The organism is Kribbella pittospori, assembly GCF_004331465.1.
Lineage (GTDB): Bacteria > Actinomycetota > Actinomycetes > Propionibacteriales > Kribbellaceae > Kribbella > Kribbella pittospori.
The window spans coordinates 85,749-111,279 of record NZ_SJKB01000007.1 but is presented as its reverse complement, the minus strand read 5'-3'; the positions used below and the strand labels follow the sequence as shown (position 1 = coordinate 111,279).

General features: G+C 66.7%; 25 protein-coding genes and 10 tRNA genes. 22 read left to right on the top strand and 13 right to left on the bottom strand.

What is annotated here, in order from left to right:
* The first annotated feature begins 68 nt into the window (after positions 1–68).
* Complete coding sequence (locus tag E0H73_RS22615; RefSeq protein ID WP_131359750.1) at positions 69–503, top strand: YybH family protein; 435 nt, start codon at positions 69–71, stop codon at positions 501–503.
* A gap of 85 nt (positions 504–588) precedes the next feature.
* On the opposite strand, the gene E0H73_RS22610 is transcribed toward E0H73_RS22615, so the two are convergent.
* Positions 589–1,263 carry a TetR/AcrR family transcriptional regulator gene (locus E0H73_RS22610; protein WP_131359748.1) on the bottom strand — a complete coding sequence of 225 codons (675 nt, stop codon included), beginning with the start codon at positions 1,261–1,263 and terminating at the stop codon, positions 589–591.
* A gap of 177 nt (positions 1,264–1,440) precedes the next feature.
* Between E0H73_RS22610 and E0H73_RS22605 the strand changes: the two genes are divergently transcribed.
* The 6 genes from E0H73_RS22605 (at position 1,441) to E0H73_RS22585 (ending at position 7,701) form a co-directional block, all read left to right on the top strand.
* Entirely contained in the window at positions 1,441–2,091 is a 651-nt protein-coding gene (locus E0H73_RS22605; protein WP_131359746.1) for a hypothetical protein, read from the top strand.
* Positions 2,088–2,840: a hypothetical protein gene (locus E0H73_RS22600; protein WP_131359744.1), complete on the top strand. Its 753-nt coding sequence runs from the start codon at positions 2,088–2,090 to the stop codon at positions 2,838–2,840. Before E0H73_RS22605 ends, E0H73_RS22600 begins: the two co-directional genes overlap by 4 nt.
* Before the next feature lie 11 nt (positions 2,841–2,851).
* The gene (locus tag E0H73_RS22595) at positions 2,852–4,045 is read left to right on the top strand and encodes a serine hydrolase domain-containing protein (protein ID WP_131359742.1); all 1,194 of its coding nucleotides are present in this window, start codon (positions 2,852–2,854) and stop codon (positions 4,043–4,045) included.
* 23 nt (positions 4,046–4,068) lie between these two features.
* A complete protein-coding gene (locus E0H73_RS45970) occupies positions 4,069–4,224 on the top strand; it encodes a hypothetical protein (protein WP_165555782.1) in 156 nt (51 codons plus the stop codon).
* 179 nt (positions 4,225–4,403) lie between these two features.
* Positions 4,404–5,156 carry an ABC transporter ATP-binding protein gene (locus tag E0H73_RS22590; RefSeq protein ID WP_131359740.1) on the top strand — a complete coding sequence of 251 codons (753 nt, stop codon included), beginning with the start codon at positions 4,404–4,406 and terminating at the stop codon, positions 5,154–5,156.
* A 4-nt stretch (positions 5,157–5,160) separates the two neighbouring features.
* The gene (locus E0H73_RS22585) at positions 5,161–7,701 is read left to right on the top strand and encodes an ABC transporter permease (RefSeq protein ID WP_131359738.1); all 2,541 of its coding nucleotides are present in this window, start codon (positions 5,161–5,163) and stop codon (positions 7,699–7,701) included.
* Position 7,702: 1 nt separating this feature from the next.
* Here E0H73_RS22585 and E0H73_RS22580 read toward each other — a convergent pair whose 3' ends face one another.
* The 3 genes from E0H73_RS22580 to E0H73_RS22570 all read right to left on the bottom strand — a co-directional run bounded on the left by E0H73_RS22580 (position 7,703) and on the right by E0H73_RS22570 (position 9,505).
* The gene (locus E0H73_RS22580) at positions 7,703–8,389 is read right to left on the bottom strand and encodes an NAD(P)-dependent oxidoreductase (protein WP_131359736.1); all 687 of its coding nucleotides are present in this window, start codon (positions 8,387–8,389) and stop codon (positions 7,703–7,705) included.
* Between the two features lie 62 nt (positions 8,390–8,451).
* On the bottom strand, positions 8,452–9,171 hold the full coding sequence (locus tag E0H73_RS22575; RefSeq protein WP_131359734.1) for a class I SAM-dependent methyltransferase: 720 nt from the start codon (positions 9,169–9,171) through the stop codon (positions 8,452–8,454).
* A gap of 22 nt (positions 9,172–9,193) precedes the next feature.
* The gene (locus tag E0H73_RS22570) at positions 9,194–9,505 is read right to left on the bottom strand and encodes a hypothetical protein (protein WP_131359732.1); all 312 of its coding nucleotides are present in this window, start codon (positions 9,503–9,505) and stop codon (positions 9,194–9,196) included.
* Positions 9,506–9,636: 131 nt separating this feature from the next.
* Between E0H73_RS22570 and E0H73_RS22565 the strand changes: the two genes are divergently transcribed.
* Positions 9,637–10,260 carry a histidine phosphatase family protein gene (locus E0H73_RS22565; protein ID WP_131359730.1) on the top strand — a complete coding sequence of 208 codons (624 nt, stop codon included), beginning with the start codon at positions 9,637–9,639 and terminating at the stop codon, positions 10,258–10,260.
* Positions 10,261–10,266: 6 nt separating this feature from the next.
* Here E0H73_RS22565 and E0H73_RS22560 read toward each other — a convergent pair whose 3' ends face one another.
* From E0H73_RS22560 to E0H73_RS22550, 3 genes are all read right to left on the bottom strand, one after another.
* Positions 10,267–11,265 carry a dihydrofolate reductase family protein gene (locus E0H73_RS22560; protein WP_131359728.1) on the bottom strand — a complete coding sequence of 333 codons (999 nt, stop codon included), beginning with the start codon at positions 11,263–11,265 and terminating at the stop codon, positions 10,267–10,269.
* A complete protein-coding gene (locus E0H73_RS22555; RefSeq protein ID WP_165555781.1) occupies positions 11,262–12,041 on the bottom strand; it encodes a class I SAM-dependent methyltransferase in 780 nt (259 codons plus the stop codon). Before E0H73_RS22555 ends, E0H73_RS22560 begins: the two co-directional genes overlap by 4 nt.
* A gap of 97 nt (positions 12,042–12,138) precedes the next feature.
* The gene (locus E0H73_RS22550) at positions 12,139–14,136 is read right to left on the bottom strand and encodes an MDR family MFS transporter (RefSeq protein ID WP_238164173.1); all 1,998 of its coding nucleotides are present in this window, start codon (positions 14,134–14,136) and stop codon (positions 12,139–12,141) included.
* 169 nt (positions 14,137–14,305) lie between these two features.
* Here E0H73_RS22550 and E0H73_RS22545 point away from each other — a divergent pair, with 169 nt between their 5' ends.
* On the top strand, positions 14,306–14,926 hold the full coding sequence (locus tag E0H73_RS22545; protein ID WP_202867512.1) for a hypothetical protein: 621 nt from the start codon (positions 14,306–14,308) through the stop codon (positions 14,924–14,926).
* A gap of 205 nt (positions 14,927–15,131) precedes the next feature.
* Here E0H73_RS22545 and E0H73_RS22540 read toward each other — a convergent pair whose 3' ends face one another.
* The 3 genes from E0H73_RS22540 to E0H73_RS22535 all read right to left on the bottom strand — a co-directional run bounded on the left by E0H73_RS22540 (position 15,132) and on the right by E0H73_RS22535 (position 16,424).
* A complete protein-coding gene (locus E0H73_RS22540) occupies positions 15,132–15,773 on the bottom strand; it encodes a class I SAM-dependent methyltransferase (protein ID WP_131359722.1) in 642 nt (213 codons plus the stop codon).
* 192 nt (positions 15,774–15,965) lie between these two features.
* Positions 15,966–16,109: a hypothetical protein gene (locus tag E0H73_RS45965; protein WP_165555780.1), complete on the bottom strand. Its 144-nt coding sequence runs from the start codon at positions 16,107–16,109 to the stop codon at positions 15,966–15,968.
* A gap of 239 nt (positions 16,110–16,348) precedes the next feature.
* Positions 16,349–16,424, bottom strand: a tRNA-Thr gene (locus E0H73_RS22535).
* 885 nt (positions 16,425–17,309) lie between these two features.
* On the opposite strand from E0H73_RS22535, the gene E0H73_RS22530 reads away from it, so the two are divergent.
* The 13 genes from E0H73_RS22530 (at position 17,310) to E0H73_RS45945 (ending at position 21,638) form a co-directional block, all read left to right on the top strand.
* Positions 17,310–17,385, top strand: a tRNA-Pro gene (locus E0H73_RS22530).
* Between the two features lie 92 nt (positions 17,386–17,477).
* Positions 17,478–17,551: transfer RNA gene (locus tag E0H73_RS22525), tRNA-Arg, on the top strand.
* 2 nt (positions 17,552–17,553) lie between these two features.
* A tRNA-His gene (locus E0H73_RS22520) sits at positions 17,554–17,627 on the top strand.
* A gap of 71 nt (positions 17,628–17,698) precedes the next feature.
* Positions 17,699–17,775 (top strand) — tRNA-Leu (locus E0H73_RS22515).
* Positions 17,776–17,845: 70 nt separating this feature from the next.
* The gene (locus E0H73_RS22510; protein ID WP_131359720.1) at positions 17,846–18,292 is read left to right on the top strand and encodes an HNH endonuclease; all 447 of its coding nucleotides are present in this window, start codon (positions 17,846–17,848) and stop codon (positions 18,290–18,292) included.
* 36 nt (positions 18,293–18,328) lie between these two features.
* A tRNA-Gln gene (locus tag E0H73_RS45960) sits at positions 18,329–18,401 on the top strand.
* A 6-nt stretch (positions 18,402–18,407) separates the two neighbouring features.
* A tRNA-Ser gene (locus E0H73_RS45955) sits at positions 18,408–18,499 on the top strand.
* A gap of 28 nt (positions 18,500–18,527) precedes the next feature.
* Positions 18,528–19,724, top strand: a complete 1,197-nt coding sequence (locus E0H73_RS22505; RefSeq protein ID WP_131360413.1) for an RtcB family protein — start codon at positions 18,528–18,530, stop codon at positions 19,722–19,724.
* A gap of 266 nt (positions 19,725–19,990) precedes the next feature.
* Positions 19,991–20,078: transfer RNA gene (locus E0H73_RS45950), tRNA-Ser, on the top strand.
* Between the two features lie 35 nt (positions 20,079–20,113).
* Positions 20,114–20,186, top strand: a tRNA-Glu gene (locus tag E0H73_RS22500).
* A gap of 97 nt (positions 20,187–20,283) precedes the next feature.
* Positions 20,284–21,120, top strand: coding sequence for an alpha/beta fold hydrolase (locus tag E0H73_RS22495; protein ID WP_131359718.1), 837 nt, complete (start codon positions 20,284–20,286; stop codon positions 21,118–21,120).
* Between the two features lie 17 nt (positions 21,121–21,137).
* Positions 21,138–21,554 (top strand): methyltransferase family protein, encoded by a 417-nt coding sequence (locus E0H73_RS22490; RefSeq protein WP_202867511.1) that lies wholly within the window; start codon positions 21,138–21,140, stop codon positions 21,552–21,554.
* A tRNA-Tyr gene (locus E0H73_RS45945) sits at positions 21,555–21,638 on the top strand.
* A 368-nt stretch (positions 21,639–22,006) separates the two neighbouring features.
* Here E0H73_RS45945 and E0H73_RS22480 read toward each other — a convergent pair.
* Genes E0H73_RS22480 through E0H73_RS22470 form a run of 3 tightly spaced genes read right to left on the bottom strand, consistent with a single transcriptional unit; the run spans position 22,007 to position 25,502 of the window.
* A complete protein-coding gene (locus E0H73_RS22480) occupies positions 22,007–23,386 on the bottom strand; it encodes an FAD-binding oxidoreductase (protein WP_131359714.1) in 1,380 nt (459 codons plus the stop codon).
* The gene (locus E0H73_RS22475) at positions 23,383–24,249 is read right to left on the bottom strand and encodes a U32 family peptidase (RefSeq protein ID WP_131359712.1); all 867 of its coding nucleotides are present in this window, start codon (positions 24,247–24,249) and stop codon (positions 23,383–23,385) included. The genes E0H73_RS22480 and E0H73_RS22475 overlap by 4 nt, the downstream gene beginning before the upstream one ends.
* A complete protein-coding gene (locus E0H73_RS22470) occupies positions 24,246–25,502 on the bottom strand; it encodes a nickel pincer cofactor-dependent isomerase, group 22 (RefSeq protein ID WP_238164172.1) in 1,257 nt (418 codons plus the stop codon). Before E0H73_RS22470 ends, E0H73_RS22475 begins: the two co-directional genes overlap by 4 nt.
* Between the last annotated feature and the right edge of the window lie 29 nt (positions 25,503–25,531).

Sequence of the window (25,531 nt, the reverse complement as noted above, 5' to 3'; positions counted from 1 at the left end):
TCACACTCCGAGGGTTCGTCTCGTCGTACTAGGGACGACGAAATCCGGACGAGAGGAACGCACTCGCTATGAGTAACGCCGAGCACGAGGTTGGGGCTCTGTTGGAGAGTCGCGAGCAGGCCTGCCGGGACAAGGACATTGAGCGGCTGATGTCGCTGTACTCCCCCGACATCATCTACTTCGATGTCGTCCCGCCGCTGCACTTCTCCGGATCTGACGCCGTACGGAAGAACTTCCTCCGCTGGTTCGACGAGTACGACGGCCCGATCGGCCTGGAGACGCACCAGCTAAAGGTCGCGGCGAGCGACAACGTGGCGATCGCCCACATGCTCCACCTGGACACCGGCGCGATGCAGGAAGACGGATCACCGAGCCGCAGCCTCTGGCTCCGCTCCACCGTCTGCCTCGAACGCACCGACACCCAGTGGCTGATCACCCACGAACACATCTCCCTCCCCGTAGCCCTCGACACCATGCAAGCCGTCCTGGACGCCACCCCCTGACAATCACACGCCTGGACCGACCACGAGGACGCCCTGCGCAAGGAGTTCGCCCGCGTCTACTCCTGCCGGCAGTTCGTGAACGCTCTCAGGTCTGGAGGCCGTTGAGGATTCGGGTCAGGCCCCAGAGGAACTGTTCGGTGGTGAAGTCTTTCGAGATGGTGCCGGCTGTCTCGGTGGTGCGTGGGTAGGCCTCGGCGGAGATGGTGTCGAGTACGGCGCGACGGGTGGAGACGCGGTCGCGTTCGGTCGGAGGGATGCGGCGCTGGTCGAGTTCGGCGACCTCGAGTGCGATCGCGCCGAAGATGTAGACCAGCAGCACGTACGACGCACGGGCGGCGTCATCCGGGGTCGAGCCACCGTCGGCGAGGACCTCGCTGAGGGACTCGCGCAAGGTCAGAGCGTTCGGGCCGTCCATCGGTCCGCCGAGGAGAAGCTGAACGGCGCCGCGGTGTGCGACGAGAAGGGTCCGAAGCTCCAGCGCGAGCGCCTCGACTCGATCTCGCCAGGGCAGCCCCCGGTCGATGAACCGGTCGTGGTTGACGTCGCCCAGGAACCGCTCGACCAGTGCACGCAGTACCGCGGCCTTGCTGGGGAAATAGGTGTACACGGCGTTCGGCGCGATGCCCACCTGAGCAGCGATGCCCCGGATCGATACCGCGTCCGCGCCCCCGCCGTCCAACTGCCACAGGGCCGCGTCGAGGATCGCCTGTTCCGTGACCGCCCGCGGCCGACCGGTCCGCCGGCCCGTCGGTGTCGCCATCGAACCTCCGCTGTTGACTTTCTGTACACCGTCCATATTATGGACAGAGTACAAAAAGACCCGGTCACCGGGTCTCACCTTTGGCAGTCGGGGACGGGGCGGACCACCGGAGGTCCATTCGTTCTGGGGACCTGGTGGGGGAAACGCCGGTCCCGCTCGCTGAGGGGGCAGTCCAGCATGACGAATCTGGACGCATCGAAGAAGCAACCAAGCAGCGGTAACACCGCATCCCGCGCACCACTCACCCAGCTGGCCGGGCCGCTCGCCCTGACCGCCGGCGTGTTGATGGTCGTGGTCGAGATAGTGATCTTCCCGATCGTCGATCGCGACGATCACGTCGGTACGTCGACCGACTCGGTCTACCGGGTCAGCGGCGTCGTGTACTTCGTGGCCTTCTGTCTGCTGCTGCTCGCCGCGGTCGCAGCGTACAGCTGGCAGGCGCACAAGGCCGGCCGCTTCGGTGTCGTGGGGCTGTTCGGCGCGTTGGTGGGCACGATGTTCCTCGGCGGCGACCTGTGGTTCGAGACGTTCTACGTCACCTACCTGGCCGACACTGCACCTGAGGTTCTCGACGCCGATCCGGCCGGTCTGATCGTGATCGGCGCGGTGTCCAGCTACATCCTGTTCGCGATCGGCTGGGCACTGTTCGGCCTCGCGAGCTTCCGCGCCGGTGTCTTCCCGCGCGCCATCTGCATCGCCATCGTGATCGGCGGGCTGGTCGGCTTCCAGTCCTTGCTGCCGCCGTTCGGGATTGTGCTCGGGCTGGCGATGATCTGGCTGGGCATCTGGATGATCAGGACCCCCGGAGCTGCGGAGGTCGTCTCATGACCACCACTCCTGATGCACCGGTACGTCGTTCCTGGAGCGCCTGGCGCACGGTCTGGGTGATCCTCGGCAGCCTGCTCATCCTGCTCGGCGGCGGCCTGCTGGTCGGCGGCGGGATCGGACTGTGGGCGCACAGTCAACGCGATGCCAACGGCTATCACACCGCCGGCCCCGAACGCGTGAGCACCGATGCCTACGCGTTGACCGCGCCGTCACTCGATGTCGGCATCACCGGCCCCGACGCGCTCTACGCGAACGACCTGCTCGGCGACGTACGGATCTCGCTCGAGTCGAGGAACGCGGAGACACCGCTGTTCATCGGCATCGGCCCGGCGACCGATGTCGCCAAGTACCTCGACGGCGTCGGCCACTCGGAGGTCTCGGACTTCGACGTCGATCCGTTCAGGGTCAGCTACGTTCCGCACCCGGGCGACGCGCCCAGCGCCGATCCCGCCGCGCAGACCTTCTGGGTCGCGTCCGACAGCGGTACCGGCCCGCGCACCCTCAGCTGGGACGTTGCCGACGGCAACTGGTCCGTCGTCGTGATGAACGCCGACGGGTCACAGGGTGTCGACGCCGACGTCAGCGTCGGTGGCACCCTGCCGATCGTCCTACCGATCGCCATCGCCGCACTCGTCGTGGGCGGCGTACTGCTCATTCTCGGAATCGTGCTCATCACGGTCACCGTCGCGACCCGACGTACCGTCCGCAGGCCGGTGCAGCCCGCACCAGGCCAGATCCCGGCACCGTAAGGAGCCCGTTCATGTCGTTCTCAGTGGACAAGTCTGCCCGGCCGCGCCGTGGCCGGTGGGTGGCGGTCATCGCACTCGCCACCGCCGCCGGCCTGGCCACAGCACCGGTCGTCTCGGCATCGCCCTCAGCCCCGGCACGGTCCTCGACCAGTCAGCCCCGCGGAGTTCAGGCCGCGCTCGATCAGGTCGTCGCGGCCGGCGCGCCGGGCGCGGTCGCGTACGTGCGGGTGGGTGATCGCACGTACCGCTACTCCAGCGGGTACGGCAACCTCGCGCCGCTGACACCGATCCGGGTCGCCGACCGATCGCGGATCGGTGGCGTGACGAAGACCTTCACCGCCACTTTGGTTCTGCAACTGGCCGGCGATCGGGTGCTGAAACTCAACGACTCCGTCGAAAAGTGGCTCCCGGGTGTCTTCCCCAACGGGGCGGGCATCACCATCCGCCAACTGCTCAACCACACCAGCGGAATCTTCGACTACGCACAGGACGAACGGGTCTTCGCGCCGTACTTCGAAAGTGGCGACCTGACCCTGATCTTCGATCCTCGCGAGGGAGTCCGGATCGCGGCCGAACACGGTCCTCTCTACGCACCGGGAACCGGCTGGAACTACTCGAACACCAACACGCTCCTGCTCGCGATGATCGTCGAGGCGGCCACCGGCAACTCGTTCGGCGCCGAACTACGTCGCCGCATCTTCAAACCACTCGGCCTCGACCACACCAGCTACCCGACCACGTCGGCGATCCCCGGCTCCTATGTCCACGGCTACTGGGTCATCGGCGGACCGGATCCGATCGACTTCACAGCGCTCAGCCCCACGCTGCTCGGCGCGGCCGGAGCAATCCTGTCCAACCCTGAGGACGTCACTCGCTTCTATCGCGCGCTGCTGCGCGGCCACCTGCTCAAACCCGCCCAACTGCGGGCCATGCAGACAATCGACGCGGTTGCCACGGATCCACCCGGGTCGATCGACTCGGGCATCCCCGGCGGCGGCTGGGGCCTGGGCCTGCTTCGCGAGACGTTCCCCTGTGGTGACGCCTGGGGCCACGACTCGGAGATCCCCGGCTACATGACCGCGGCCTGGAACAGCAAGGACGGCAGCCGTCAGGTCGTCGTAGTCGTCAACCAGGACGGCCTACCCCACGACCACCCCATCACCCAGGCGATGCGCAACGTCCTCCTCAAGGCGTACTGCGGCTGACCCAACCGAGCCGAGGCGACGACATGCAAGATCCGACCGACCTCCTCGACCAGCGACTCCCCGTCCTCAGCGCCCGCGATATCGACATCGCGGCACCGGCCGACCTGGTCTGCGAGCTACTGACCGACATCGGCAACTGGCCTGGGATCCGGACGTGGCTGCCGCTCGGTTGCGGGTGACATCGAGGAAGGCACGACGTTCAGCTTCAAAGCCGTGCCGAAGCTGCTGCGCAAGCCACTGAAGAAGACGCTGGACCGCACGCTCCACAACGTTCTCGACCACCTCAAGGTCGAGGCCGAACGGCGACACAGTCCCAGCCGCATCTGATCCGCACACGAATTCCTACTCAGGGGGAGATATGGCCATCACGACCAGTATCACCGTTCGAACCACGGCCGCTCGGGCCGAAGGGGTCAGCAAGTTCTACGGCACCGGGGACGCAGTCGTTGCCGCGCTCAAAGATGTCGACGTCGAGCTCGAAGCCGGCAGATTCACCGCCATCATGGGGCCGTCCGGGTCCGGCAAGTCGACCCTGCTGCACATGCTCGCCGGCCTCGACCGGCCGTCGTCGGGCCAGGTGTACGTCGGCGACACGCTGATCACCGCACTCAACGACAAGGCGCTCACGCTGCTGCGGCGGGACCAGATCGGCTTTGTCTTCCAGTCGTTCAACCTGCTGCCGACGATGAGCGCGGCCGAGAACATCGTGCTCCCGATCCGCATCGCCGGCCGCAAACCCGACACGGCCTGGGTGCAGTCGATTGTCGACAAACTCGGACTCGCCGATCGGCTCGACCACCGTCCCACCGAGTTGTCCGGAGGCCAGCAGCAACGAGTGGCCGCTGCCCGCGCCCTCGCGTCCCGGCCACAGATCATCTTCGCCGACGAGCCGACCGGCGCCCTCGACTCGACCTCGGGCACCGAACTGCTCGGCTTCCTGCGGACAGCGGTCAAGGAACTCGGCCAGACCGTCGTCATGGTGACCCACGACCCGACCGCGGCGAGCTACGCCGACCGGGTGCTCTTCCTTGCCGACGGCCACGTCGTCGACGAGATGGAGGAGCCGACCGCGGACGCCGTACTCGATTTCATGAAGCATTTAGGCGGTTGACGTCATGTTCACCGCAACCCTGCGCGGCATGCTCGCGCACAAGCTGCGCCTGGTGCTGACCGTGGCATCGATCGCGCTCGGAGTCTCGTTCCTGGCCGGCACGCTGGTCCTGACCGACACCATGCGCCTGGCGTTCGACCAACTGTTCGGCAAGGTCTCCGCCGGCACCGATGCGGTCGTCCGCGCCGAGGCGGCGTACACCCAGTCCGAAGGCACCGGCACCACCCGGGGTCCGATCCCGGCCTCGGTCCTTCAGCAGGTCCGCGGCGTCGACGGCGTACGGGCGGCCGAGGGTTCCATCAGCGGATACGCGCTGCTCACCGACAACGCCGGCCGCGCCGTACTGACCAGCGGCGGAGCCCCGACCATGGGCTACAGCATGCCGGCCGACACCACCCTGCGCGGCGACGTCAAGATCCTCACCGGCACCGCACCATCGGCGCCGCACCAGGTCGCGATCGACGCCACCAGCGCCGAGGAGCATCACATCGCGCTCGGCTCCACGATCAAGGTGCTGTTCCAGGGACCGACGCAGGAGTTCAACGTGGTCGGTACCGTCGGCTTCGGCGGCGAGAAGAACCTCGGCGGTACGACGTCGGCGTACTTCGACCCTACGACCGCTCAGCAGGTCCTCGGTTCTCCGGCCGTCTTCGATTCGATCAACGTCAGCGCGGCCGACGGCGTGAGCCAGGCCGAGCTCGTCCGGCGGATCGACGCGACCCTGCCGAAGGGCACGGAGGCGGTCACCGGAGCCACCGTGGTGAAGGAATCCGCGGACGCGATCGACGAGGACCTCCGGGTCGTCCGGATCGTTTTCATGGTCTTCGCCGGCATCGCGTTGTTCGTCGGCTCGTTCATCATCTGGAACACGTTCACGATGACCGTGACGCAACGGTCTCGCGAAATCGCGCTGCTGCGTGCCATCGGCGCTACCCGGCGTCAGGTCGCCCGTAGCCTGCTCATCGAGGCGCTGCTGCTTGGCGTACTCGCCTCGGCCCTCGGTATCGGCCTCGGACTCGTCGTCGCCAAGGGACTCAACCTACTGATGGACGCCGTGGGATTCACTCTGCCCAGTACGTCCTTGCAGGTCGAGCCACGCACCATCTGGCTGTCGCTGCTGGTCGGCACGATCGTCACCGTCGTGGCGGCCCTCGTCCCGGCGATGCGGGCCACGAAGGTCCTGCCGGTCGAGGCACTGCGCGACGCGGTGCCGGGCGCGGGCAAACCCTCGAAGCGGCGCATCGCCATCGGATCCGTCCTGACAGCACTCGGGCTGGCCGGACTGTTCACTTCCTTGTACGGCGGTCTGTCGATGAAGGCGTTCGGCCCAAGTCTGCTCGCGATCATCGTCGGCATCATCACGCTGTTGCCGGTTGGTGCCCGGCCGCTTGCGTCGCTGATCGGCGTACCCCTGCGCCTTCGTGGACTGTCCGGCGAACTGGCCAGGCAGAACGCGATGCGCAATCCGCGTCGTACCGCCTCGACGGCGGCGGCACTGATGATCGGGCTGACATTGGTCGTGGGCATGGGCGTGTTCGCGTCCTCGCTGAAGTCGTCGTTCAGCGACATCATCGGCGACTCGACCAACGCCGAACTGTTCGTCACGCCCGCGAGCGCCCAGGCGCCCGGCTTCAGCCCCGAGGTCATCGCGGTGGTCAGCGGCGTGAACGGCGTACGGCAGGTGTCGCCCAGCGGCTTTGGTGAAGCACGCTTCAACGGTGCGGACTCCAGCTACTCCGCGATCGACCCCGCGGCGGCGGACGGCCTCAATCTGCGGCTGTCGGCCGGCGCGCTCTCGGCCCTTGGCGCCGATGGCGTGATCGTGGCCCAGTCGGCTGCGACCTCGCACGGCTGGAAGCTCGGCGACGCCATCACGTCGGAGTTCGCCGAAACCGGGAAGCACGTGCTGCATGTCGTCGGTGTTTACGACAGCAAGGGCTGGATCGGCGACGACTACGTCATCAGCATCGCCGCTCAGACGGCCGCCGCCGGACAGCAGCTGACCGCGTCGGGGCTGATCACACTCGCGGACGGTGCCGACAAGGGCGACGTACAGAACGCCATCACCGGTGCTCTGGGCAACCACCCGGACGCGAAGGTGCTCGATCGGAAGGGATTCGAGAAGGATGCCAGCGGCTTCATCGACAATCTGCTCGCCTTCGTCACGGTGATGCTCGCGCTGGCGGTGCTGATCGCGCTGCTGGGCATCGTCAACACCTTGGTGCTGTCGGTGTTCGAGCGAACCCGCGAGCTCGGACTGCTCCGCGCGGTCGGCATGACCCGCGGCCAGGTCCGATCGATGGTGCGCTGGGAGTCGGTCGTGATCTCCCTGATCGGCGCGCTGACCGGCGCCGCCCTCGGGATCGGCCTCGGTCTGGCACTCTCCCAGGCCCTCGCGGACGAGGGCATCGAGGCGATCTCGATCCCCGGCCTACAGGTCACGCTGTACGTCGTGTTGGCCGCGGTGGCCGGCGTACTCGCGGCCCTCGGCCCGGCCCATTCCGCATCCAAGGTCGACGTACTCCAGGCGGTGGTCGCCGACTGAGCTAACTGCTGCCCGCATGGGCCAGCGCCGAAGGGGTTTGCCGGCCGACGATGGCCGGGGCCTCGTGGATGAGTTCGTCTCGCTCGAGGGCGTCGACCATGAACAGGGCGAAGTCCACGCGGCGCGTCAGGTTGCTCTCCAGAATGGGATCGCCGACGTGCCGGCTCCAGACCGGTAGGCCCTGGCTGTCGCCCTCCTCGAGGTCACTGCCGCGGACAACGGTCCATCGGGTGTCGCTGGCGAACACTCGCCGGCACGCCTCGACCTGATCGTCCAGGTCGGCGAATCGGAACAGGCGCGCGACCGGGCCGAACACCTTCACGACCACCTTGAGCTTCAGCGAGTACTTGTCCTGGCCGTCGAGCGTGATGTGCCATCCGCACGAGAACACGAGACGAGCACCGGGTTGCGCGTGATCGAGTACGGCCTGGACCGTTCCGGTGGAGTACCCGTGGACGCCTCGGGGGACCAGCACGACCAGTACGCCGTCGCAGCCGGCGACCGCCTGCTCGATGACCGCGGCGTCGTCCGTCCGCCCCGGGAACACGGTCATCCGCCCGCTGAACGCCGCGAGCTTCTCCACGCTCTCCGGCCGGCAGACACCGACCACCTCATAACCACGATCCAGCGCATGCTGAACCATGTACCGCCCGAGCTTCCCCGACGCCCCCACGATGCAGACCTTCATCCCGCGCCCCTCCCCTGGCTGGAACCTCCCCGCTTTGAGCCTGAGGCCCCGACCTACCCCCGTCAACTGCTCCGTGTGCACACGAGATTGCCATCTTCCTGCGATACGACCTTTAGCTCTGCGCGCTCGAGTTCAGCTCGCAACGCTGTTGATGACAGGTGGCGCCGGTGCGGGACGTACCAAACTCCGTCGATCTCGACCGCATCCGGTCCCGTTCCGCTTTCCTGATAACAGATGCCAGTTTCCTCGTCGTACCGGAAGCCGTCTTCGTAGCTGCGCTCCGGCTCATACATGGCCGTCGAAACGAGGTAGTAGCCGTTGTCCTTCAGCCGCGCACGGACAGCGGCGAAGACCCGAGCTCTGTCAGCATCGGTAACGATCGATTGAAGACAGTAGCTGTCAACGATGAGGTCGTACCGCTTCCTGACCGGCTCATCCGCCAAGACACAAATGTCCTGTACGCCGAAGGTGACCTCCACACCCCGCTCCTGCGCAAACCGCCGAGCCAGCTCAATCGCCTCAGGAATCAGATCAACCGCATCCACCCGAAACCCCCGCGCCGCCAGAAAACAAGCCGCCGGCCCAGTCCCACACCCATACTCCAGTACGTCGACCTCAGCCGGCGACCCCAAATCGAGCCGACCAAGCACCTCTTCGAGAAACCCCCGATTCGGAAACGCGTCGAACGTCTCCGTCTCCCCGAACAGGTCGCTCCACTGGGTCATACCCGCCTGCCGAAGCCGTCTATAACCCGCCTCGTGCTCGCCGTAGTAGTACCTCATGCAGCCCTCCCCGGTCGCTCGACTACCGGGCGGGGTGCTCGATGCGGTACTGGTCGGCGAGTTCGTCGAAGCGGCCCGGCGTACCGTTCATCAGCGTGACCTCTCGTGGCTCCACTGCGGGCCGTACGTCCTCGACGACTGAGGCCGCCTTCTCGGCGGTTGCGTAGATTCCGAGGACCAGCTGATCCGGACCGTCCACCGAGAAGCCCCACGGCACCTCACACGGCCCGTTGTGCTCCTGCTCCGGGCACAGCACACGCGCGACTGTCTCCTGCATCGCCAACGCCTCGTCCACGTCGGCGAACCCCGCGATCCTCACCTCGAAAGTCTCCACTCCAGCAAGCTATCCCCGCTCGGAGGACCACCACATCAGGGTTTCCGCCCAGACACCCCCTGAGCTCACATCAGACCCAGGTCGTACTCGTGAGAGGCTCTGATCCTGCACAGGTCGGCCGAGGGAGGGTCATGAGACGCGTCTACCTCGTCACGCATCCCGAGGCACAGCATCACGTCGACGGAGTCGTCGGCGGCTGGCACGACTCAGTTCTGACAGCCCGTGGGTACCAGCAGGCCGAACGCATCGCCGAGGTCCTGGCGAGCAGAATCCAATCCCAGCCGGTCGAGGTCTACTCCTCTGATCTGCGTCGAGCCAGCCAGGCGGCGGAGCGAATTGCTCGGAGGTTCTCCGTCGAGGTTCAGACTGATCCGCGGCTTCGCGAGAGGTCCAACGGTGAGGCTGACGGGCGTCCCCAAGCGTGGCTCGCCGAGCGGCGCATCCCCCTTCCGGAGTACGGCGATCGCCTCGGCCACCACGACGGACCAACGGGTGCGGAGACACGAATGGCGTTGGTCGAACGCCTGTACCCCGCCCTCGACGACATCCTCCGCCGACCAGTCGCGAACCAGATCGTGGTGTCCCACGGGTCCGCATCGAGCTATCTGATTGCCGCCTGGATCGGCATGCCCATGACGTCGACAGACCGGGGATTCTTTCCCCTGAAGTCGGGCAGCATCACCACTCTCGTCCGCAACGACACCCACTTCAGCCACCAGGTCGTCACCCTGAACGAGACCGAGCACCTGCGCTGACCCGCTTCACTCGATTCGGCTGTAGACAATCCGCTCTTCGGGTACGTCGTCGTCGGGGTAGTGCCAGGTGCCCGCGTACTCGGAGTTGTCGTCGTTGAAGCTGGCCTCGAAGAACGTGTCCGAGGCCTTGTCACTCAGGCTGACGCGGAGATTCTGCCCGTCCAGCACCCATTCGTAGGTGGAGTCGTCGCCCATGGTGTCCATGTAGTGGGCCCGCAGTACGTCGGTGTCCGGATCGTGGGTGATGTGCTGGATGACCTTCATTTCGGTGCCGTTGACAACAAAATCGACGTTCATGACCAGAAGAAGACCGTCGCGCAGAGACTTGTATTCGGCCCTGCCGTCGATTCCCGGTCCGTTGACTCGCCACTGTCCGCTCATGCGCTCGGTCAACTCGACGAGCTTGGGGTTCGGTAGCGCGGAATGGGCGCGCTGGTAGGAGTTGATCGTGACCCCCGAGTCGCTGACCTGGCTGTCGGTGAGCCGGAAGTTGATCAGCCCAGCCGTGTCGGCGAACATCCGCTTCCCGCCACCAAGCAGGACCGGGAAGATCAGCAATCGATACTCGTCAACAAGATCATGCTGGTGCAGGAACCGCACCAACTCCCCGCTGCCGAACACCACGATCTCGCCGTCGCCACCGCCCCGAAGCCTTTCGACCTCGGCCCGCAGGTCCGGCCCGAGCCGTACTGTGTTGTTCCAGGACGGATCGGTCAGCGTCTGCGACACCAGATACTTGGGGATCCGGTTCATCGCGGCGATCGCCGGGTCGGTAGCGTCGGTCTGTTCCCAGTCCACGACGAAGTTCTCATACGTACGGCGGCCCAGTAGAAGGCCGGCCGCCTTGCTGGTCGCGTTTCCCATGAACGTGGCCACGGTCTCGTCCATGAACGGCTGGACCCAGCCACCGTGGGCGAAGTCGCCGTCGGCATCCTCGTCCGCCCGCAGCGGCGCCTGGACGATTCCGTCCAAGGAGATGAAGTTGATCACGACGACGCGGCTCATGGCTGAGTCCTTCGAACGGCGGTCAGGAGATAGGTGGCCGGGATACAACCGGCGCCGTCACCAAGACCGGGGTACATGTCCGCTTCGGCGAACTCCTGCAACGACCGAACCGTCAAGCCGGCCGCCAGTACGGCGCTGACAACGCTGCCGATGCTCCAGACAAAGCTCCGGTGCGGAAGATCCGGAACGCCTAGACTCCTGGTGATCTCCGGCGCCTTGAGCGGATCGACGTACCCGTCGCGACCCGAATTGAAGTAGTCGCCGCTGACACTCAGCTGGCCCTGATCCGCGACGGTCAGCACCTCCCACAACGGATGATGCTCACTGATGACCAGCACCCCGCCGGGATTGAGCCGTTGGGCGACCAGCCGTGCCCAAGCGTCGATGTCCGGTGCCCAGCACAAGCCGCCCCAGGAGATGAACACCAGGTCGAACCCGGTCACATCCGGGTCCAGGTTCATCATGTCCTGCTCTTGAAAGTCCACGGCCAAGCCCAATGCTTCGGCTTTCGCCCTTCCCGTGGCCAGATGGCTCGGTGCGAGGTCGACAGCAGTGACGTGTGCCCCCAGTTGAGCGAACGTCAGCGCCTCGTCGCCCACTGAGCACGCCAACTGCAGGACCCGGCGTCCGCGAACATCGCCGACCGCGGCCCACTCATGCTCGTTGAGCACCCTCGCGCCGGACCGCAAGGACTCGACCGACTCCCCTGAGCGGTACGGCGCCAAGGCCTCCCAGTACCGCTGGTTGTCAACCACGACGCTCGTCTGCTCCGACATGGCCGAGACGATACGACCAACCCTCCGCCGGCGCATCGCGATTCCACCGGCCCGAGACGACAAACCCGGGCGAGGAACCTGCCGCTGACCTGGGGGTTCAGGCGGAGCGGCCGGTCGGACCTGCCGTCGTCTCCTCGCCCAGCAACTGCCCTGTCATCCGTCTGAGCGCGACCTCGAGTTCGTGCGGACCTGGCGACGGTCGTACGTCGGGATCCTGCAACTGATCGAGCAACCAGCCTTTGAGCTCGACCACGAACAGTTCCCATTGCACGACCGCCGGCTCGGTGACATCCCAGCCGCTGGCATCACCAGTGAGGTAGCCCGCATCCTTGGTCTGCTGGAAGGCCGGCAGCAGCACGCTGGCCGGAACGCGAGTCCCTTCCGCGATCGAGTCGAGGTCCGCGGGCAACCCGTGGCGCCGGCGCAGCAACACTTGTGCGACGCACCAGGTCTCGGCCCCATCGAGCGCCGTACCGGAAGCGATCCGGATGGCGGGGAGGGCGCGCCGGCCCTCTCGCTGCATGAGCCGCGCGACGAGCGTTTCCAGGGCGCGATCCGAATCGGCGTTCTCAGCCATCGCAAATCCGTCACCCAGGTCGGTAGCACCCGCCCGAGCGGCATCGCGCAACGGGACCTGCGGCAGGAACAAGGCCAGCAGGAATGCGACGATGCCGACCGGTGCGGCGTACAAGAAGACCGAGTGCAGCACGTCGGAATAGGCACTGACGACCGGAGCGATCAGGTCAGCGGACTGACTGTGCAATCGCTCGGGAGAGGAGACGTCGTCAGGAGACAGGCCGGGTGAGGCGGCGATCGCGGCGGGCAGTTTGTCCTCGAGGTGAGCGGAGTAGATCGCGCCAAAGATCGCGGCGCCGAATGAACTGCCCAAGGCGCGGAAGAAGGTCACCCCTGACGTTGCGACGCCGAGATCCCTGTAGTCGCAGGTGTTCTGGACGATGATCACGAGAATCTGCATGCACAGGCCGATCCCGACACCGAGTACCAACATGAACAACGAGATCGTGAGGAAGCCGGTGTGCTCATCCATCGTCGACATCAGCCAGAGTCCTGCAGTCATCAGGAGCGAACCGACGATCGGAAATGTCTTGTAGTGACCAGTCCGTCCGACGACGACCCCGGCCAGGATCGAGGCGGACAACAGGCCGACCACCATCGGTAGGGTGCGCAGCCCGGACGACGTCGCCGACACACCTTGGACGTATTGGAGGTAGGTGGGCAGGAAGGTCAGGGCGCCGAGCATGGCGAAGCCCACCACGAAGCTGATCACCGAGGACAGGGAGAACACCGTGTTGGCGAACAGTCGCAGCGGAAGCATGGGCTCGGCCGCGCGACGCTCGACGTAGATGAATGCGAGGACACCAAGGACCGAGGCGACGAACAGACCGATGATGAATGGCGAGGTCCAGTCGTACTGCGTGCCGCCGAGACTCGTCGCGAGCGTCAGCCCACCGGCAGCCACCGAGATCGCCGCAATCCCGGAGTAGTCGATCACCGGTCTGTTGGGCGCGCGCACCGACGGCATGGTCCTGGCGGCGATCGCGATCACCAGGATGCCGATCGGCACGTTGACCAGGAAGCACCATCGCCACGACAGGTGGTCGGTGAACAAGCCACCGAGCAGCGGCCCGATCACGGTCGTCACTCCGAAGACAGCTCCGAGTGCACCTTGATACTTGCCTCGCTCCCGCAGTGGGACCACATCGGCGATCAACGCGGTGGCTGTCACCATCAGCCCACCTGCGCCAACTCCTTGCACTGCTCGCCAGCCCACCAACCACGCCATCGAGCCTGCGAGCGCGCACATCGCGGACGCGCCGACGAAGGTTGCGGCGCTGATCTGAAAGATCAGTTTGCGACCGAACAGGTCGCCGAACTTGCCGGCCAGGACGGTAGCGATCGTGTCGGTCAGCAGGTACGACGTGACCACCCATGACACATGCCCGCCACCGCCAAGATCGCCGACGATGGTCGGAAGCGCCGTGGACACGATGGTCTGGTCAAGCGCCGCCAGCAGCATCCCCAGCAGGATCGTGCCGAAGACAAGATTGATCTGACGGCGCCCCAACGGTGCCACAGATGGAGCCGACGGCATCACCTCTGTGGCCATGCGCCCCCCAAGCGGGCAATCAGTCAGTGCAGGAGCAACTCCACCAGCATCAACTCGCAGTATGCCGCCGACACCGGCTTCCGTCGAGAACCCGCTCTGAAGAGTGAGCCGACCGCCGTGGGGCAGACTGAGCCGGGTGAGCATGTTCAAGCGGCGGCGTCGACCGCCTGCCGGGCTGGTGGCTGAGGCGGCTCGGAATCCGGGTGGGTGGGTCTACGAGATCGATGGGGACTGGGTCGACGATCCGAACGGTTATGTGCCGCCAGAGGCGATTCGCGGGGGTTGGCGGGTCGACGAGGCCGGGCAGCTCACTGGTGAGTTCGTGTCCAACAAGGGCCATGGGCGCCCGCGGGACGACTTCGAGTTGCTCACCAAGCCAGATCATTGGCTCGACTGGCTGGGAGATCAGCCCGGCCGAGCGGTGCGCGACAGGATCGAGGAGTTGCTGGCGCAGCAGGTCGAAGGGGCCAAGGTCGAGTGGTTGAAGATCACCGAGGAGCCGAAGTTCCTCACAGGTGGCAAGCCGCTGGCGGATGATCCAGGCAAGGCGCAGGTGGTACGGACCGCTCTTGCCGTGCAGTTCGGCCTGTCGGTGGTCCGGCCGGATGGCCCGCGGGACGTCCTGACGGGCGTGTTCAGTCTGGCCGTGGCCAAGATGGACGAGCCGGCCCCGCATGAGCAGTCCTGGCTCGACCTGGGCGAATCCATCGACCAGATCGGCCCCCTCCTGGAGGAACGCCTCCTCTCCCTCGGCTGAAGCCGTCAGTCCAGGCCCGGGCTGCCCAAGAGCTGTGGATGGGGCGCCCACCGCGACACCGTCATCTGCGCGGCGTCCCGGACCCCCGCACTAGTACGGCGGCACTCGCACGAGCCGGCGCAACTGGTTCACCCGGCTGACCAAGCTCAGTCAGTGATCTGAACGGTCGACGGTGGACCTGCACGCATCGCTGCAGATCCAACTGTCAGCGCACGAGCCCGACGACCTGCCAGTCCTTGGCGCGATGCCGGTACTCCGTGCGCAGGCCGTCGCCTTCCGCGGCGGCGACCATGGCGTCGGGCGGATGGACGAAGGCGCGGAACGGGTTGCGCTGAAGCCGGCGTACGAGGTTCTCGGACCCGATGGCCGCCCTGACCACGACGTTGTCCGCGGGGTGGCTGTAGACGAGCAGCCGGCGCGCGTGGTTCGCCGCGACCGAGAGCAGGAGCTGGTAGTCCGGGTAACAGCACACCACCCGATGCAGGACGACCACGTCGGCCGGCTCGGCCAACTCCGGTTCGGTGGCGATGTCCCCGAAGCGCCGGGTGACCCGATCGCTCAGACCCGACCGCTCCAGGAGAGCCTTGGCTTCGACCTCGTAGCTGGTGGAGATCTCCAGGTTGGTTACCCGCGCCGCGCCCCGGCGAAGTAGCTCGACCTGCAGTTCCCCGACGCCGCCACCGATCTCCAGGACCGTGGCGCCCTCGAGCCCCCGCTCGCTGACGAAACCGGCCATCCGCGCCGCCGCCGGACTCAACCCACGCTTGGAGTACCGCCGGGCCACCCGCCGCGCGAACCGCGACGAGAACACAGCCTGATACCCCTTCGGATCACAGCAGTCATCCATGACCCAGTATCAGCACACCCGTCCTGTACATGTCGGCTAGAGAGGCACGCAACGACACTGGCGGCGCCTGAAGAGGGCAGAGTCCAGGACATCGCGCAGCGTTTAGGCCGCAGGTTCTGCCTTCGAGCGGTGGGCTGGCTGGCCGATCTCAGCCACTCCGCGGCGGACCCGCCCTGCGAGAACCCGCTTGCGTCACTTTCTTTTCAGGACGTTGAGTTGGCGGCCGCCGTGGACGAGCGGGTCGCCATACTGGCCGATCAGGGTGTAGCCGCGCTTCTCGAAACCATTGAGGATGTCGGCCGACGTGACCGGCTGCAGCGAGCCCCACCTCGGCACCACCGCCGACCCTGCACCTCGATCGCCCGACTACCAGTCAGCCATCAACAACCCCCGACCGCTCCCGGCGGGCCGATATCGGCCCGACCCCCGGCGGTGAGTGCGGTGCTGTGGCGCACTATCACCGGGAGCGAGGGGCCAGGCAGCTTACGGGCGTCTCGCACCACGACCCGCACCACGGGGTGTAGGAAGAAGAAGACCCCAGAGTCAGAAAGTGGCCTCTGACCTGGGGGTTCGGGTGGAGCCGCCTGTCGGAATCGAACCGACGACCTTCTCATTACGAGTGAGACGCTCTGCCGACTGAGCTAAGGCGGCGGGTGGCGCGGACGCCGAGGCAAGAGTGTAGCGGGAGGGTGGGGGTGATTCCGAATCGGATAGGGATCAGAGGCGGTCGAGAGGGGGTGGGGGCGTCCGGGCGGGGTGGGCGGTTAGTGGGTGGTGGCCGTCGGTAGCGGTGGAGGTCGGGGGTACGGCGGGCGGTCGGTAGCGGTGGAGGTCCGGGGGACGGCGGGGCGGTCGCGGTGGGGGTTGGGGTACGGCGGGCGGTTGGTGGAGGGGGCGGAACCTGTTGGAGGTTGGGTACGTCGGAAGGGGCAGGAAATGGCTCAGGAACAATTGCAACGGCAAATGCGTTGACGTGGTTGTGAGGGATGGGTCAGACTAATCCCCGCAAGGAACTACAGACCTAGGAGTGATCGTGTACCGAGAGTGGAACCCGAGGAAAGCCTGGCGGTTGGATGCCATGGCTTTGTCGGCGTGCCTGCAATCAGTGCACATCGATGCCTTCTACCACCAGCTCAGCGGGACCGAACTGAGCCCGAGTCCGGGCGGCCCACCTGTGTGATCTCCAGCGGGAGATCATCCCAGGAGCCGTCTGAGCCGGGCCACCGGCAGCAGGCGGCTCTTTTCTTTTGCCCGCATTTGACCACGTCGGTGCGCAATGGTTGCGGACCGGATTCCAAACCCGCGTCACGAGGGTTCGACTCCTTCCACCGATGCTTTTTCCGGTATTCACGGATATCGGCTCGAACAATTGACAACTGGACATTCATCGCATTTTCTCCCGGGTCACCGACGGCCCGGGAGACCTTCCCTGCGGCGCCGCCCGTGCGCCGGGGAAGACGCCCGAGACTGCCGGCCGCACGAGCCGGGTGGGCTCGGGCACCCGTCCCTGGGGCCGGAACGCCCCGGGGACGTCAGCCAGCTGTGGGCCAGTGGCTAGGCCACCTCATTTGGGATGAGGATGACGGGGGTTCGAGTCCCTCCAGCTGGACCAGGCGCCCGCAGGATGCTCTGCTACCGGCCGAGCGGGCGCCACGAACGTGCCCTGTGACGGAAATCCGCACCGCATCCGGCGCAGGGCGCTCAGCGCCCGTGGCTCAACCGGAGAGAGCACCTGCCTACGAAGCAGGAGCGTGCAGGTTCAAGTCCTGCCGGGCGTGCTGTGTCCGAGGCTGAAGCGGGCGAGGCGCCGGGATGTGGACCCGGAGGAAGCGGGTTCGAGCCCCGCCGGACACCCTCAGGTACGACGGTCAGCCGGGCGCAGTTGCCCCCGGACCGGTCGCCGTACGTGACAAAGCGCAGTACCTGCGGCTCTGGCCCAATTGGGAGAGGCGCCTGGCTTAGGACCAGGAGGTTCAGGGTTCGAGTCCCTGGGGCCGCACCACACGACCGACACCGAGATCACCCGACCTGACTGCGAGCTGTCGGGCACACTGGATGGGAGGAGGAACCACATGAGCGGTGTGATCGTGCTCAACGCCTCGTACGAGCAACTGCATGTCGTGTCGGTCCAGCACGCCATCCGGATGCTCGTCCGGGAGGTCGCCGTCGTCGAGGAAGCGCATGACGGCGCGAGCATCGGACCATTCCCCCTCCCCCGGGTACTGCGTCTCGTCCGGTACGTCGTGACGAAGTGGCGGTACGCGTCCGGCCGGCTGCAGTACACGCGGGCCGGCGTACTGAAGCGGGACAAGTACACCTGCGCGTACTGCGGTAAGCCCGGTGCCACGACCATGGACCACGTGGTTCCGCGGTCGCGTGGTGGACGCGGCGAGTGGCTGAACGCTGTCGCCGCACACTCGTCCTGCAACGAGAAGAAGGGCTCACGCACGCCCGAAGAGGCCGGTATGCCGCTGTTGTGGCAGCCGTGGATCCCTTCCCGTGCCGAGTTGGCGCTCTGACGCGACCACCCACCTGGGTGTCGCGCCGGAGCGTGATGCCAGGTGGGCGACGGTGACCCACCCTCGGTTCTGACCCGAGGTCCCGCAGGTTCGAGCCCTGCCCTGGCAGCTCTCAGGTGGAATAAGCCGAGCGTTGGCCTACCGGCAACCGTCTCGAAAACGGTCGATCCTTCACCGGATGTGTGGGTTCGAGTCCCACTTCCACCGCATGCACACGAACGAGGAGGGTGAGGAGATGAACGTGGAGTTTCCGGTGGAGCTGAGCGGGGCCAAGAGCTCCACGCTCATGTGGGCGCAGGAGCACGAAGTGGGTGCGCAGGCGCTGCAGCAGCTGCGGAACATCGCGGCCCTGCCGTGGGTGTACGGCGTCCGGGTGATGCCGGATGTGCACCTCGGCAAGGGCGCGACCGTCGGGTCGGTGATCGCGATGTACCAGGCGGTGTCGCCGGCCGCGGTCGGGGTCGACATCGGGTGCGGGATGGAAGGCGTCCTGACCTCGCTGACGGCCGCGGACCTGCCGGATGACCTGTCGGCGATCCGTTCGCGGATCGAGGCCGCCGTACCGGTTGGGTTCCGGGCGCATGAGGACCCGGTGAGCATCCGTCGGCTCGGGCTGGACCCGCGGGGATGGGAGCGACTGTGGGGGTCGTTCACCAGCCTGCACGACGGGGTGCAGGACCGGGAGTCGAAGGCGAAGAAGCAGATGGGTTCGCTGGGTGGCGGCAATCACTTCATCGAGGTGTGCCTCGACGACGAGGACCGCGTGTGGCTGATGCTGCACTCGGGTAGCCGCAACATCGGCAAGGAACTCGCCGAGCGGCACATGCGGATCGCGCGGGACCTGCCGCACAACGCGGACCTGCCTGACCGTGATCTCGCCGTGTTCCTGTCGGGTACGCCGGAGATGGAGGCGTACCGGCGGGACCTCACGTGGGCGCAGCGGTACGCGTCGGGCAACCGTGCGGTGATGCTGGCGCTGGTGATGCAGGCGGTGCGGGAGTCGTTCGAGCAGGAGGTGCGGTTCGAGCAGCCGATCTCGTGTCACCACAACTACGTGGCCGAGGAGAGCATCGACGGGCTCGACCTGCTCGTCACCCGCAAGGGTGCGATCCGGGCCGGGCGCGGAGACCTCGGGCTGATCCCGGGGTCGATGGGCACCGGGTCGTACGTCGTCCGCGGTCTCGGGTCGGAGCGGTCGTTCTACTCGGCCTCGCACGGGGCAGGCCGGCGGATGAGCCGCAACGAGGCGAAGCGCCGGTACACGGTCGACGACCTGGTCGCGCAGACCACGGGGGTCGAGTCCCGCAAGGACGCCGGAGTGATCGACGAGATCCCCGCGGCGTACAAGGACATCGAGTCGGTCATCGCGGCCCAGTCGGACCTGGTCGAGGTCGTAGCCCACCTCAAGCAGGTCATCTGCGTGAAGGGCTAGTAGTACGCCGCCCACCGTCGTCACGAGAGACGGCGGGCGGCGGGAGCGAGGGGGTCCGGCATGGGCATCGGCCGAGGCGGCGAGGGGTCCGTCGTGGCCTGCGGCCGTCGGGCTGCCTGCGGTAGGCCCGTCCGTCGTGGGTCTGCCTGCTGTGCGCCTCTTCCTTTGCACTAAGCGTACAAGTGCGGGGGTCGAGGACGTGGGAGTTATCCACAGGATGCGCCGCCCGCCGTCGGCAGGGGAGACGGCGGGCGGCGGGTGCGAGGGGTGAGGTCGCCTGTAGGGAGGGGCAGCGGTTTGCTAAACCGTCGACGGAGCCCGCTTCGTCCGCGAGTTCGAATCTCGCTCTCACCGCTGGGGCGGTCGGGATGGACCGGCCGCCCCTGCCAGCCCCGTTGGTCTAGAGGTCAGGACGTCCGGTTCTCATCCGGAAGATCACCGGTTCGAATCCGGTACGGGGTACATGGTTCTGCGCAGGTCCGGGGCGCCGGATTGCGTGGTTCTTCGGAAGCGGGGGACGGGTCCTGCCGTCTAGCGTCGGTCGCGGGGTGATGTGGCGATGGACAACAGGGCGCGGTTGCTGCGAGGACTTGCTGTTGACGAGAGACAGGTCAAGATCGGCGGCGTTCGTACGACGGTGCTGACGGCCGGTGACGGCCCGCCCTTGGTCTTGCTCCATGGGGGAATCGAGTGCGGAGGTGTCTACTGGGCGCCGGTGATCTCCCGGCTCGCGGAGAAGCATCGGCTCGTCGTTCCCGACGTACCAGGGCTGGGTGAGTCGGATCCGTTTGACCGATTCGATCTGGCGACCTTCGACGAGTGGTTGACGGGCTTGCTTCGGTTGACCTGTGACCAGTCACCAATACTGATCGCGCATTCCCAGCTGGGGACCCTTGCCGCGCGATTCGCGGTACACCACGGCGAACTGTTGCAGCGGTTGGTGCTCTACGGTGCGCCAGGCGTGGGGGCGTACCGGATGCCGATCGGGCTCCGGGTTGTGGCGATCAGGCTCGCGGTGCGACCTTCCGAGGAGAACATGGAGCGGTTCGCGCGCTGGGCCTTCGACGACCTCGACCGGGTACGGCGGCGAGACCCGGACTGGCTCGACGCGTTCACCGGCTACGCGCGGAGCCGTGCACTTGTGCCGCACGTCAAGCGGACGATGCGCCAACTGGTGGCCTCAGGCACCAAACAGGTCCGCGAGCGCAGCGACGTTCCGACGACGCTGCTCTGGGGCGCCCACGACCGGTTCGTACCGGTGGGGCTTGCCACGGCGGCGAGGGATCGGTTCGGCTGGCCGTTGCAGGTGATCGATGCGTCCGGACATGTCCCGCACATCGAGCAGCCGGCCGCCTTCACACAGGCGATCGAGGAGTTCACACGAACCCCGCACTGATCGCCATTCTGCGGAACGTGCCCGTGCCGGAGGCAAGTCTGGCCGGGATCGCGGCTGCTGGTGCGTTGGAACAAGTGTGGCGGTTGCCGCTGCCGCTCCCCAGGAACGTCGGGTGGCCGATCGTTGCGGCAGGTGCCGGCGTCATCGCGGGCTCACTCAAAGCAGCGGGGACCAACGAGCTCGCGACTCCCGAACGGCTGGTGACCGCCGGGCCGTACGCGTGGACTCGCAATCCGATGTACGTCGGATGGGGGCTGCTGCAGCTGGGGATCGGGGTGATCGCCGGCTCCGGGTGGGTGTTGGTGAGCATGCCGTTGGTCGGCGCGGTGGTGCACCGGGAGGTGCTGCGCGAGGAACGGCGGCTCGAGGAGAGGTTCGGGAACGAGTACCGGCGGTACTCGGTGAAGGTTGGACGCTACTTCCCCCAGCGTTGAACAGGAGCGCCGTCGTGGGAGGGGCGGGGCGGGCTGTAAACCCGTTGCCTTCGGGCTCAGCAGGTTCGAATCCTGCCTCCTGTACGGACCCCTGGCAAAGGTGCCTTGGGCAATCAACAGCAATACGAAAGAGAGGAGGACCGGCCATGGCCGACCTCAGGAACAGAAAGCGAGTGCCCGGCGGTAGGACCGGTGCTCCAGTGAAGCAGGGTCACGCGCTGCGCCGGGTGCAGCTTGCCTGTGGGCATGTGCAGCGTGATCGGATCGCGCACCGCGGCGATCACGTCTGGTGTGAAGCCGACTGCTCCGACTGGGTCCGCGTCGTCTCAGTCGAGGAGTAAGCGCTGCGGGTACGCCGCCAACGGGGGCGGCGTACCCGAATCCCTCTGGTGACGGATTCTCGCCCGGCTTTCCGAAGGCTGGGTTCCTGGTTCGACTCCGGGCAGGGGGACTCAGAGGAAGAGCTTGTCGGGGTTCAGAAGGTTGTTGGGATCGAAGACGGCTTTGACCTCGCGTTGCAGGCGCAAGCCCACCGACCCCAGTTCCTGCGCGAGCCACTGGCGTTTGAGTTTGCCGATGCCGTGTTCGCCGGTGATGGTGCCGCCGAGCGACAGGCCCAGTTCCATCACGGCGCCGAAGGCCTGCAGGGCACGGGCTTCGGCGTCGGGATCGTCGCGGTCGAAGACGACGGTGGGGTGCATGTTGCCGTCGCCGACGTGGCCGGGACAGCAGATCAGTACGTCGTACTTCGTGCCGATCTCGGCGATTCCGCGCAGCAATGCGACCAGCTTCGAGCGCGGTACGGCGACGTCGTCGATGAGCGTGACACCGAGAGGTTCAAGCGCCGAATTGACCAGGCGACGGGCTTCGAGAAGCATCCGGGACTCCTCGGCGTCCGACGCCTCGGCGACGTCGATGGCACCATGCTCGGTGCAGATCGCCGCGATGCGCGCCACATCATCAGCGGCACGCAGACCGCGGTCCGACTGCGCGATCAACATCGATCCGACGTCGGCGGGGAGTCCCATGTCGCGATAGTCCTGGATGGCCCGCAAGGTCGGACGATCCAGGAATTCGAGCAGGGACGGTCGAAGGCCGGAAGCCATGACAGCTGCCGCGGCCGCGATCCCCTCCTCGATCGACAGGAAGGTAGCCGCCGCGGTCAACGAGGCTTCGGGGGCAGGCCGGAGCGCGAGCGTTGCCTCGGTGACCACGCCCAACGTGCCTTCGGATCCGACGATCAACCGCGTCAGGTCGTACCCAGCGACGCCCTTCGCCGACCGCCGGCCGGTACGGACGACCTCGCCCGACGCCAGCACCACCTCCAGTCCACGCACGAAGTCCGACGTCACGCCGTACTTCACACAACACAGCCCACCGGCGTTGGTCGCGATGTTGCCACCCACCGTGGACATTTCCCACGACGACGGATCCGGCGGATAGAAGAGGTCCTTCTCGAGCACGGCCCGGGACAGATCGGCGTTCACGACACCCGGCTGCACCACCGCGACCTGGTCCTCGACCGAGACCTCCAGGATCTGGTTCATCCGAGCCGTCGACAGCAGCAGACAGCCGTCCAACGCGTTCGCCGCACCCGACAACCCTGTCCGGGCGCCCTGCGTCACCACAGGCACACCGAAGGACCCAGCAGCCTTCAGAACCTCCGAGACCTCAGCGGTCGACGACGGCCGTACGAGCAGCCGCGGCACTCCCGCCGTACAGAAGGTCGCGTGGTCATTGCGATGACTGTCCAGTACGTCGGGATCGTCGACAACCGCATTGTCGCCCAGCGACGAGCGCAACCGGGTGACGAGTGGATCGGCGGGCGTCATGCCTCATCCTGTTCGGCCAGCAGCCGCAGGATCAACTCCGCCCGCCGTACCCGTTCCCGCCCGAGTGCCTCCGCCGTACCGGTCAGATGCGCACCCACCGGGTAGATGTTCGGCGCATTCCGCAGTCCCATCTTCAGGTAGACCGGGGCCGCGACCCGGACGATCTCCGGTACGTCGTAGAACCGCACATGCCCACCCTGGTCGTCAGGCACCTCGATGTACATGTCGATCGGCACCGACGTCACCGACCGGATCTCCGCCAGCACCGGCACCGGCAGGTCGGTCGACACGTTCAGACTCGTCGCCCCCAGCCGCTCGTACAACCGAGCAGTCGGGGCATTGGGCAGCGGCATCAGCACCGACGTCTTCAGCACCAGGTCCGACGGCAACGATCCGTCGACCTTCAGCTCACCAAGGATCTCCAGTACGCCGATGTCCCCGACCAGCAGGCTCCGTACGCCGAGTTCGACCGCCCGGAACGCATCACAGAGCGACGCGGCAACCATCTCGTTGCCCCGCGCAACACCACCGACGGCAGCGGACACCTTGGCCTGACCACCGATGTCCCACGCACCGCGCGGACCGAGGAACAGACAGACCTCGACGCCGGCCGACGTACCGAGCGAGAGCATCTCCTCGATCTCGCCGTCGGTCAGCATCATCACGCCGCTGCCCTGCGAGACCCGGTCGATCCGCACACCGCGGGTCTTGGCTTCCTCCAGCACCGCGGTCATCACCCGCGGCCCTTCACACGAAGGGATTTCCACCTTGTACGGCGCGTCGTCCGGGAACGTCCGCGCGGACGCGCCGCCCGGGCGGAAACCACGATCAGCCAGCAGTGCGTGTGCCTCGCGAAGGTTCATGCGTCACTCCAGGGTCCGAGCCGGCCGGCCGCTGTCAGGTCTCGCGCCGGCCCGGTGATCTCCAGGTCGAAGCGGTCACTCACCTCGGTCAGCAGTGCCGGCGTCACCATCAACTCGTTCGGGGACAAGGTGTCCTTGATCCGGGCCAGCCGGAGTTCGGACCAGTCGCGCCGGCCGCACATCGTCGCGGCGGCGAGCACGGTGGCCTCGTCGTCTTCCATCACCATCGGCAGCCGGGAGCGGCGGGCTCCCCCGGCGCCGGACGTCAGGGCGTTGACGTAGCTGACCCGGAAATCCACCTGCTCCAGCAGACGTGCCGGGATGACATCCGCCAGGCCGAGACCGGACGCGTTCCCGTGCGACGCCGGGGTCAGGGAGTGCACGCTGATCGTCGCGATCGACGGCGACTCGAACTCGGGGATCCCGTGCACCCAGCACCGGCCGATCACGTTCGTGTCCATGCCGGCCCCGGACTTGTCCTTGCCCAGTTCATCGATCACCAGCACGTCCAGCTCGTCGAACGGCAACCGGCCGAGCAAGCCGCCCGCCCGCTGCAGCAACGCCTGCTCGGCCACACCAGCGATGCCGTCCGGCTCGAGCAGCTCGACCGCGGCGGTCTTCTCCCGCGCGTTCTCCAGGATCGCCAGCCCACCAAGGATCTTGCCCTGCGCAACGACCATGCGAGCGGCCGCCTCGATGTTCCCACCGAGTGACGGGATGCCGCCGGCGTGGAGGGAGGCCGCACCGACGTGGTTGCCGAGGCCGATCGCGAGGATTTTGGCGATCCCGCTCTCGATCGGGCCTCGGAAGTCGGTGTGCGGCTTGACCCGGTTCACCAGGAGTACGCCGTCCGCCTTGGCGGCAATCGCGTCGTGGTGGATGTCGGTGCCGTCGGGCAGCGTGCCGACGACCACTGTCTCCATGGTCGCCTCGATCGGGCAGCCGACCGACGCCTCAGTGATCCCCAAACCGTCCAGCATCTCGATCTGACCGGCCGCGGTCGCGCCGCCGTGCGATCCCATCGCGGGGATGACGAACGGCGCGGCGCCCACAGACTTCAGCCAGTCGACAGCCGCCTTGACCACGGGAACGAGGTCGTGGATGCCACGGCTGCCCGCGGTCACTGCGATCCGCGCGTCGGGTGCGATGCGGGATCGCAGGGGTTCGAGAGCTGCCTGCGCTTCGGCGTACGGATCTGCTGAGGTCGGGACATCCGAGAGCAACCGGCGAATCGGCGTAACTTGCGGGATCACGCCGTTGGGCCGAAGCCCCCGAACAGCCT

Excerpts from the sequence above, each read along its gene's own strand:
- E0H73_RS22615 (WP_131359750.1), top strand. The coding sequence starts at position 69 with ATGAGTAACGCCGAGCACGAGGTTGGGGCTCTGTTGGAGAGTCGCGAG.
- E0H73_RS22610 (WP_131359748.1), bottom strand. The coding sequence starts at position 1,263 with ATGGCGACACCGACGGGCCGGCGGACCGGTCGGCCGCGGGCGGTCACG.
- E0H73_RS22605 (WP_131359746.1), top strand. The coding sequence starts at position 1,441 with ATGACGAATCTGGACGCATCGAAGAAGCAACCAAGCAGCGGTAACACC.
- E0H73_RS22600 (WP_131359744.1), top strand. The coding sequence starts at position 2,088 with ATGACCACCACTCCTGATGCACCGGTACGTCGTTCCTGGAGCGCCTGG.
- E0H73_RS22595 (WP_131359742.1), top strand. The coding sequence starts at position 2,852 with ATGTCGTTCTCAGTGGACAAGTCTGCCCGGCCGCGCCGTGGCCGGTGG.
- E0H73_RS45970 (WP_165555782.1), top strand. The coding sequence starts at position 4,069 with ATGCAAGATCCGACCGACCTCCTCGACCAGCGACTCCCCGTCCTCAGC.
- E0H73_RS22590 (WP_131359740.1), top strand. The coding sequence starts at position 4,404 with ATGGCCATCACGACCAGTATCACCGTTCGAACCACGGCCGCTCGGGCC.
- E0H73_RS22585 (WP_131359738.1), top strand. The coding sequence starts at position 5,161 with ATGTTCACCGCAACCCTGCGCGGCATGCTCGCGCACAAGCTGCGCCTG.
- E0H73_RS22580 (WP_131359736.1), bottom strand. The coding sequence starts at position 8,389 with ATGAAGGTCTGCATCGTGGGGGCGTCGGGGAAGCTCGGGCGGTACATG.
- E0H73_RS22575 (WP_131359734.1), bottom strand. The coding sequence starts at position 9,171 with ATGAGGTACTACTACGGCGAGCACGAGGCGGGTTATAGACGGCTTCGG.
- E0H73_RS22565 (WP_131359730.1), top strand. The coding sequence starts at position 9,637 with ATGAGACGCGTCTACCTCGTCACGCATCCCGAGGCACAGCATCACGTC.
- E0H73_RS22560 (WP_131359728.1), bottom strand. The coding sequence starts at position 11,265 with ATGAGCCGCGTCGTCGTGATCAACTTCATCTCCTTGGACGGAATCGTC.
- E0H73_RS22555 (WP_165555781.1), bottom strand. The coding sequence starts at position 12,041 with ATGTCGGAGCAGACGAGCGTCGTGGTTGACAACCAGCGGTACTGGGAG.
- E0H73_RS22540 (WP_131359722.1), bottom strand. The coding sequence starts at position 15,773 with ATGGATGACTGCTGTGATCCGAAGGGGTATCAGGCTGTGTTCTCGTCG.
- E0H73_RS22510 (WP_131359720.1), top strand. The coding sequence starts at position 17,846 with ATGAGCGGTGTGATCGTGCTCAACGCCTCGTACGAGCAACTGCATGTC.
- E0H73_RS22505 (WP_131360413.1), top strand. The coding sequence starts at position 18,528 with ATGAACGTGGAGTTTCCGGTGGAGCTGAGCGGGGCCAAGAGCTCCACG.
- E0H73_RS22495 (WP_131359718.1), top strand. The coding sequence starts at position 20,284 with ATGGACAACAGGGCGCGGTTGCTGCGAGGACTTGCTGTTGACGAGAGA.
- E0H73_RS22480 (WP_131359714.1), bottom strand. The coding sequence starts at position 23,386 with ATGACGCCCGCCGATCCACTCGTCACCCGGTTGCGCTCGTCGCTGGGC.
- E0H73_RS22475 (WP_131359712.1), bottom strand. The coding sequence starts at position 24,249 with ATGAACCTTCGCGAGGCACACGCACTGCTGGCTGATCGTGGTTTCCGC.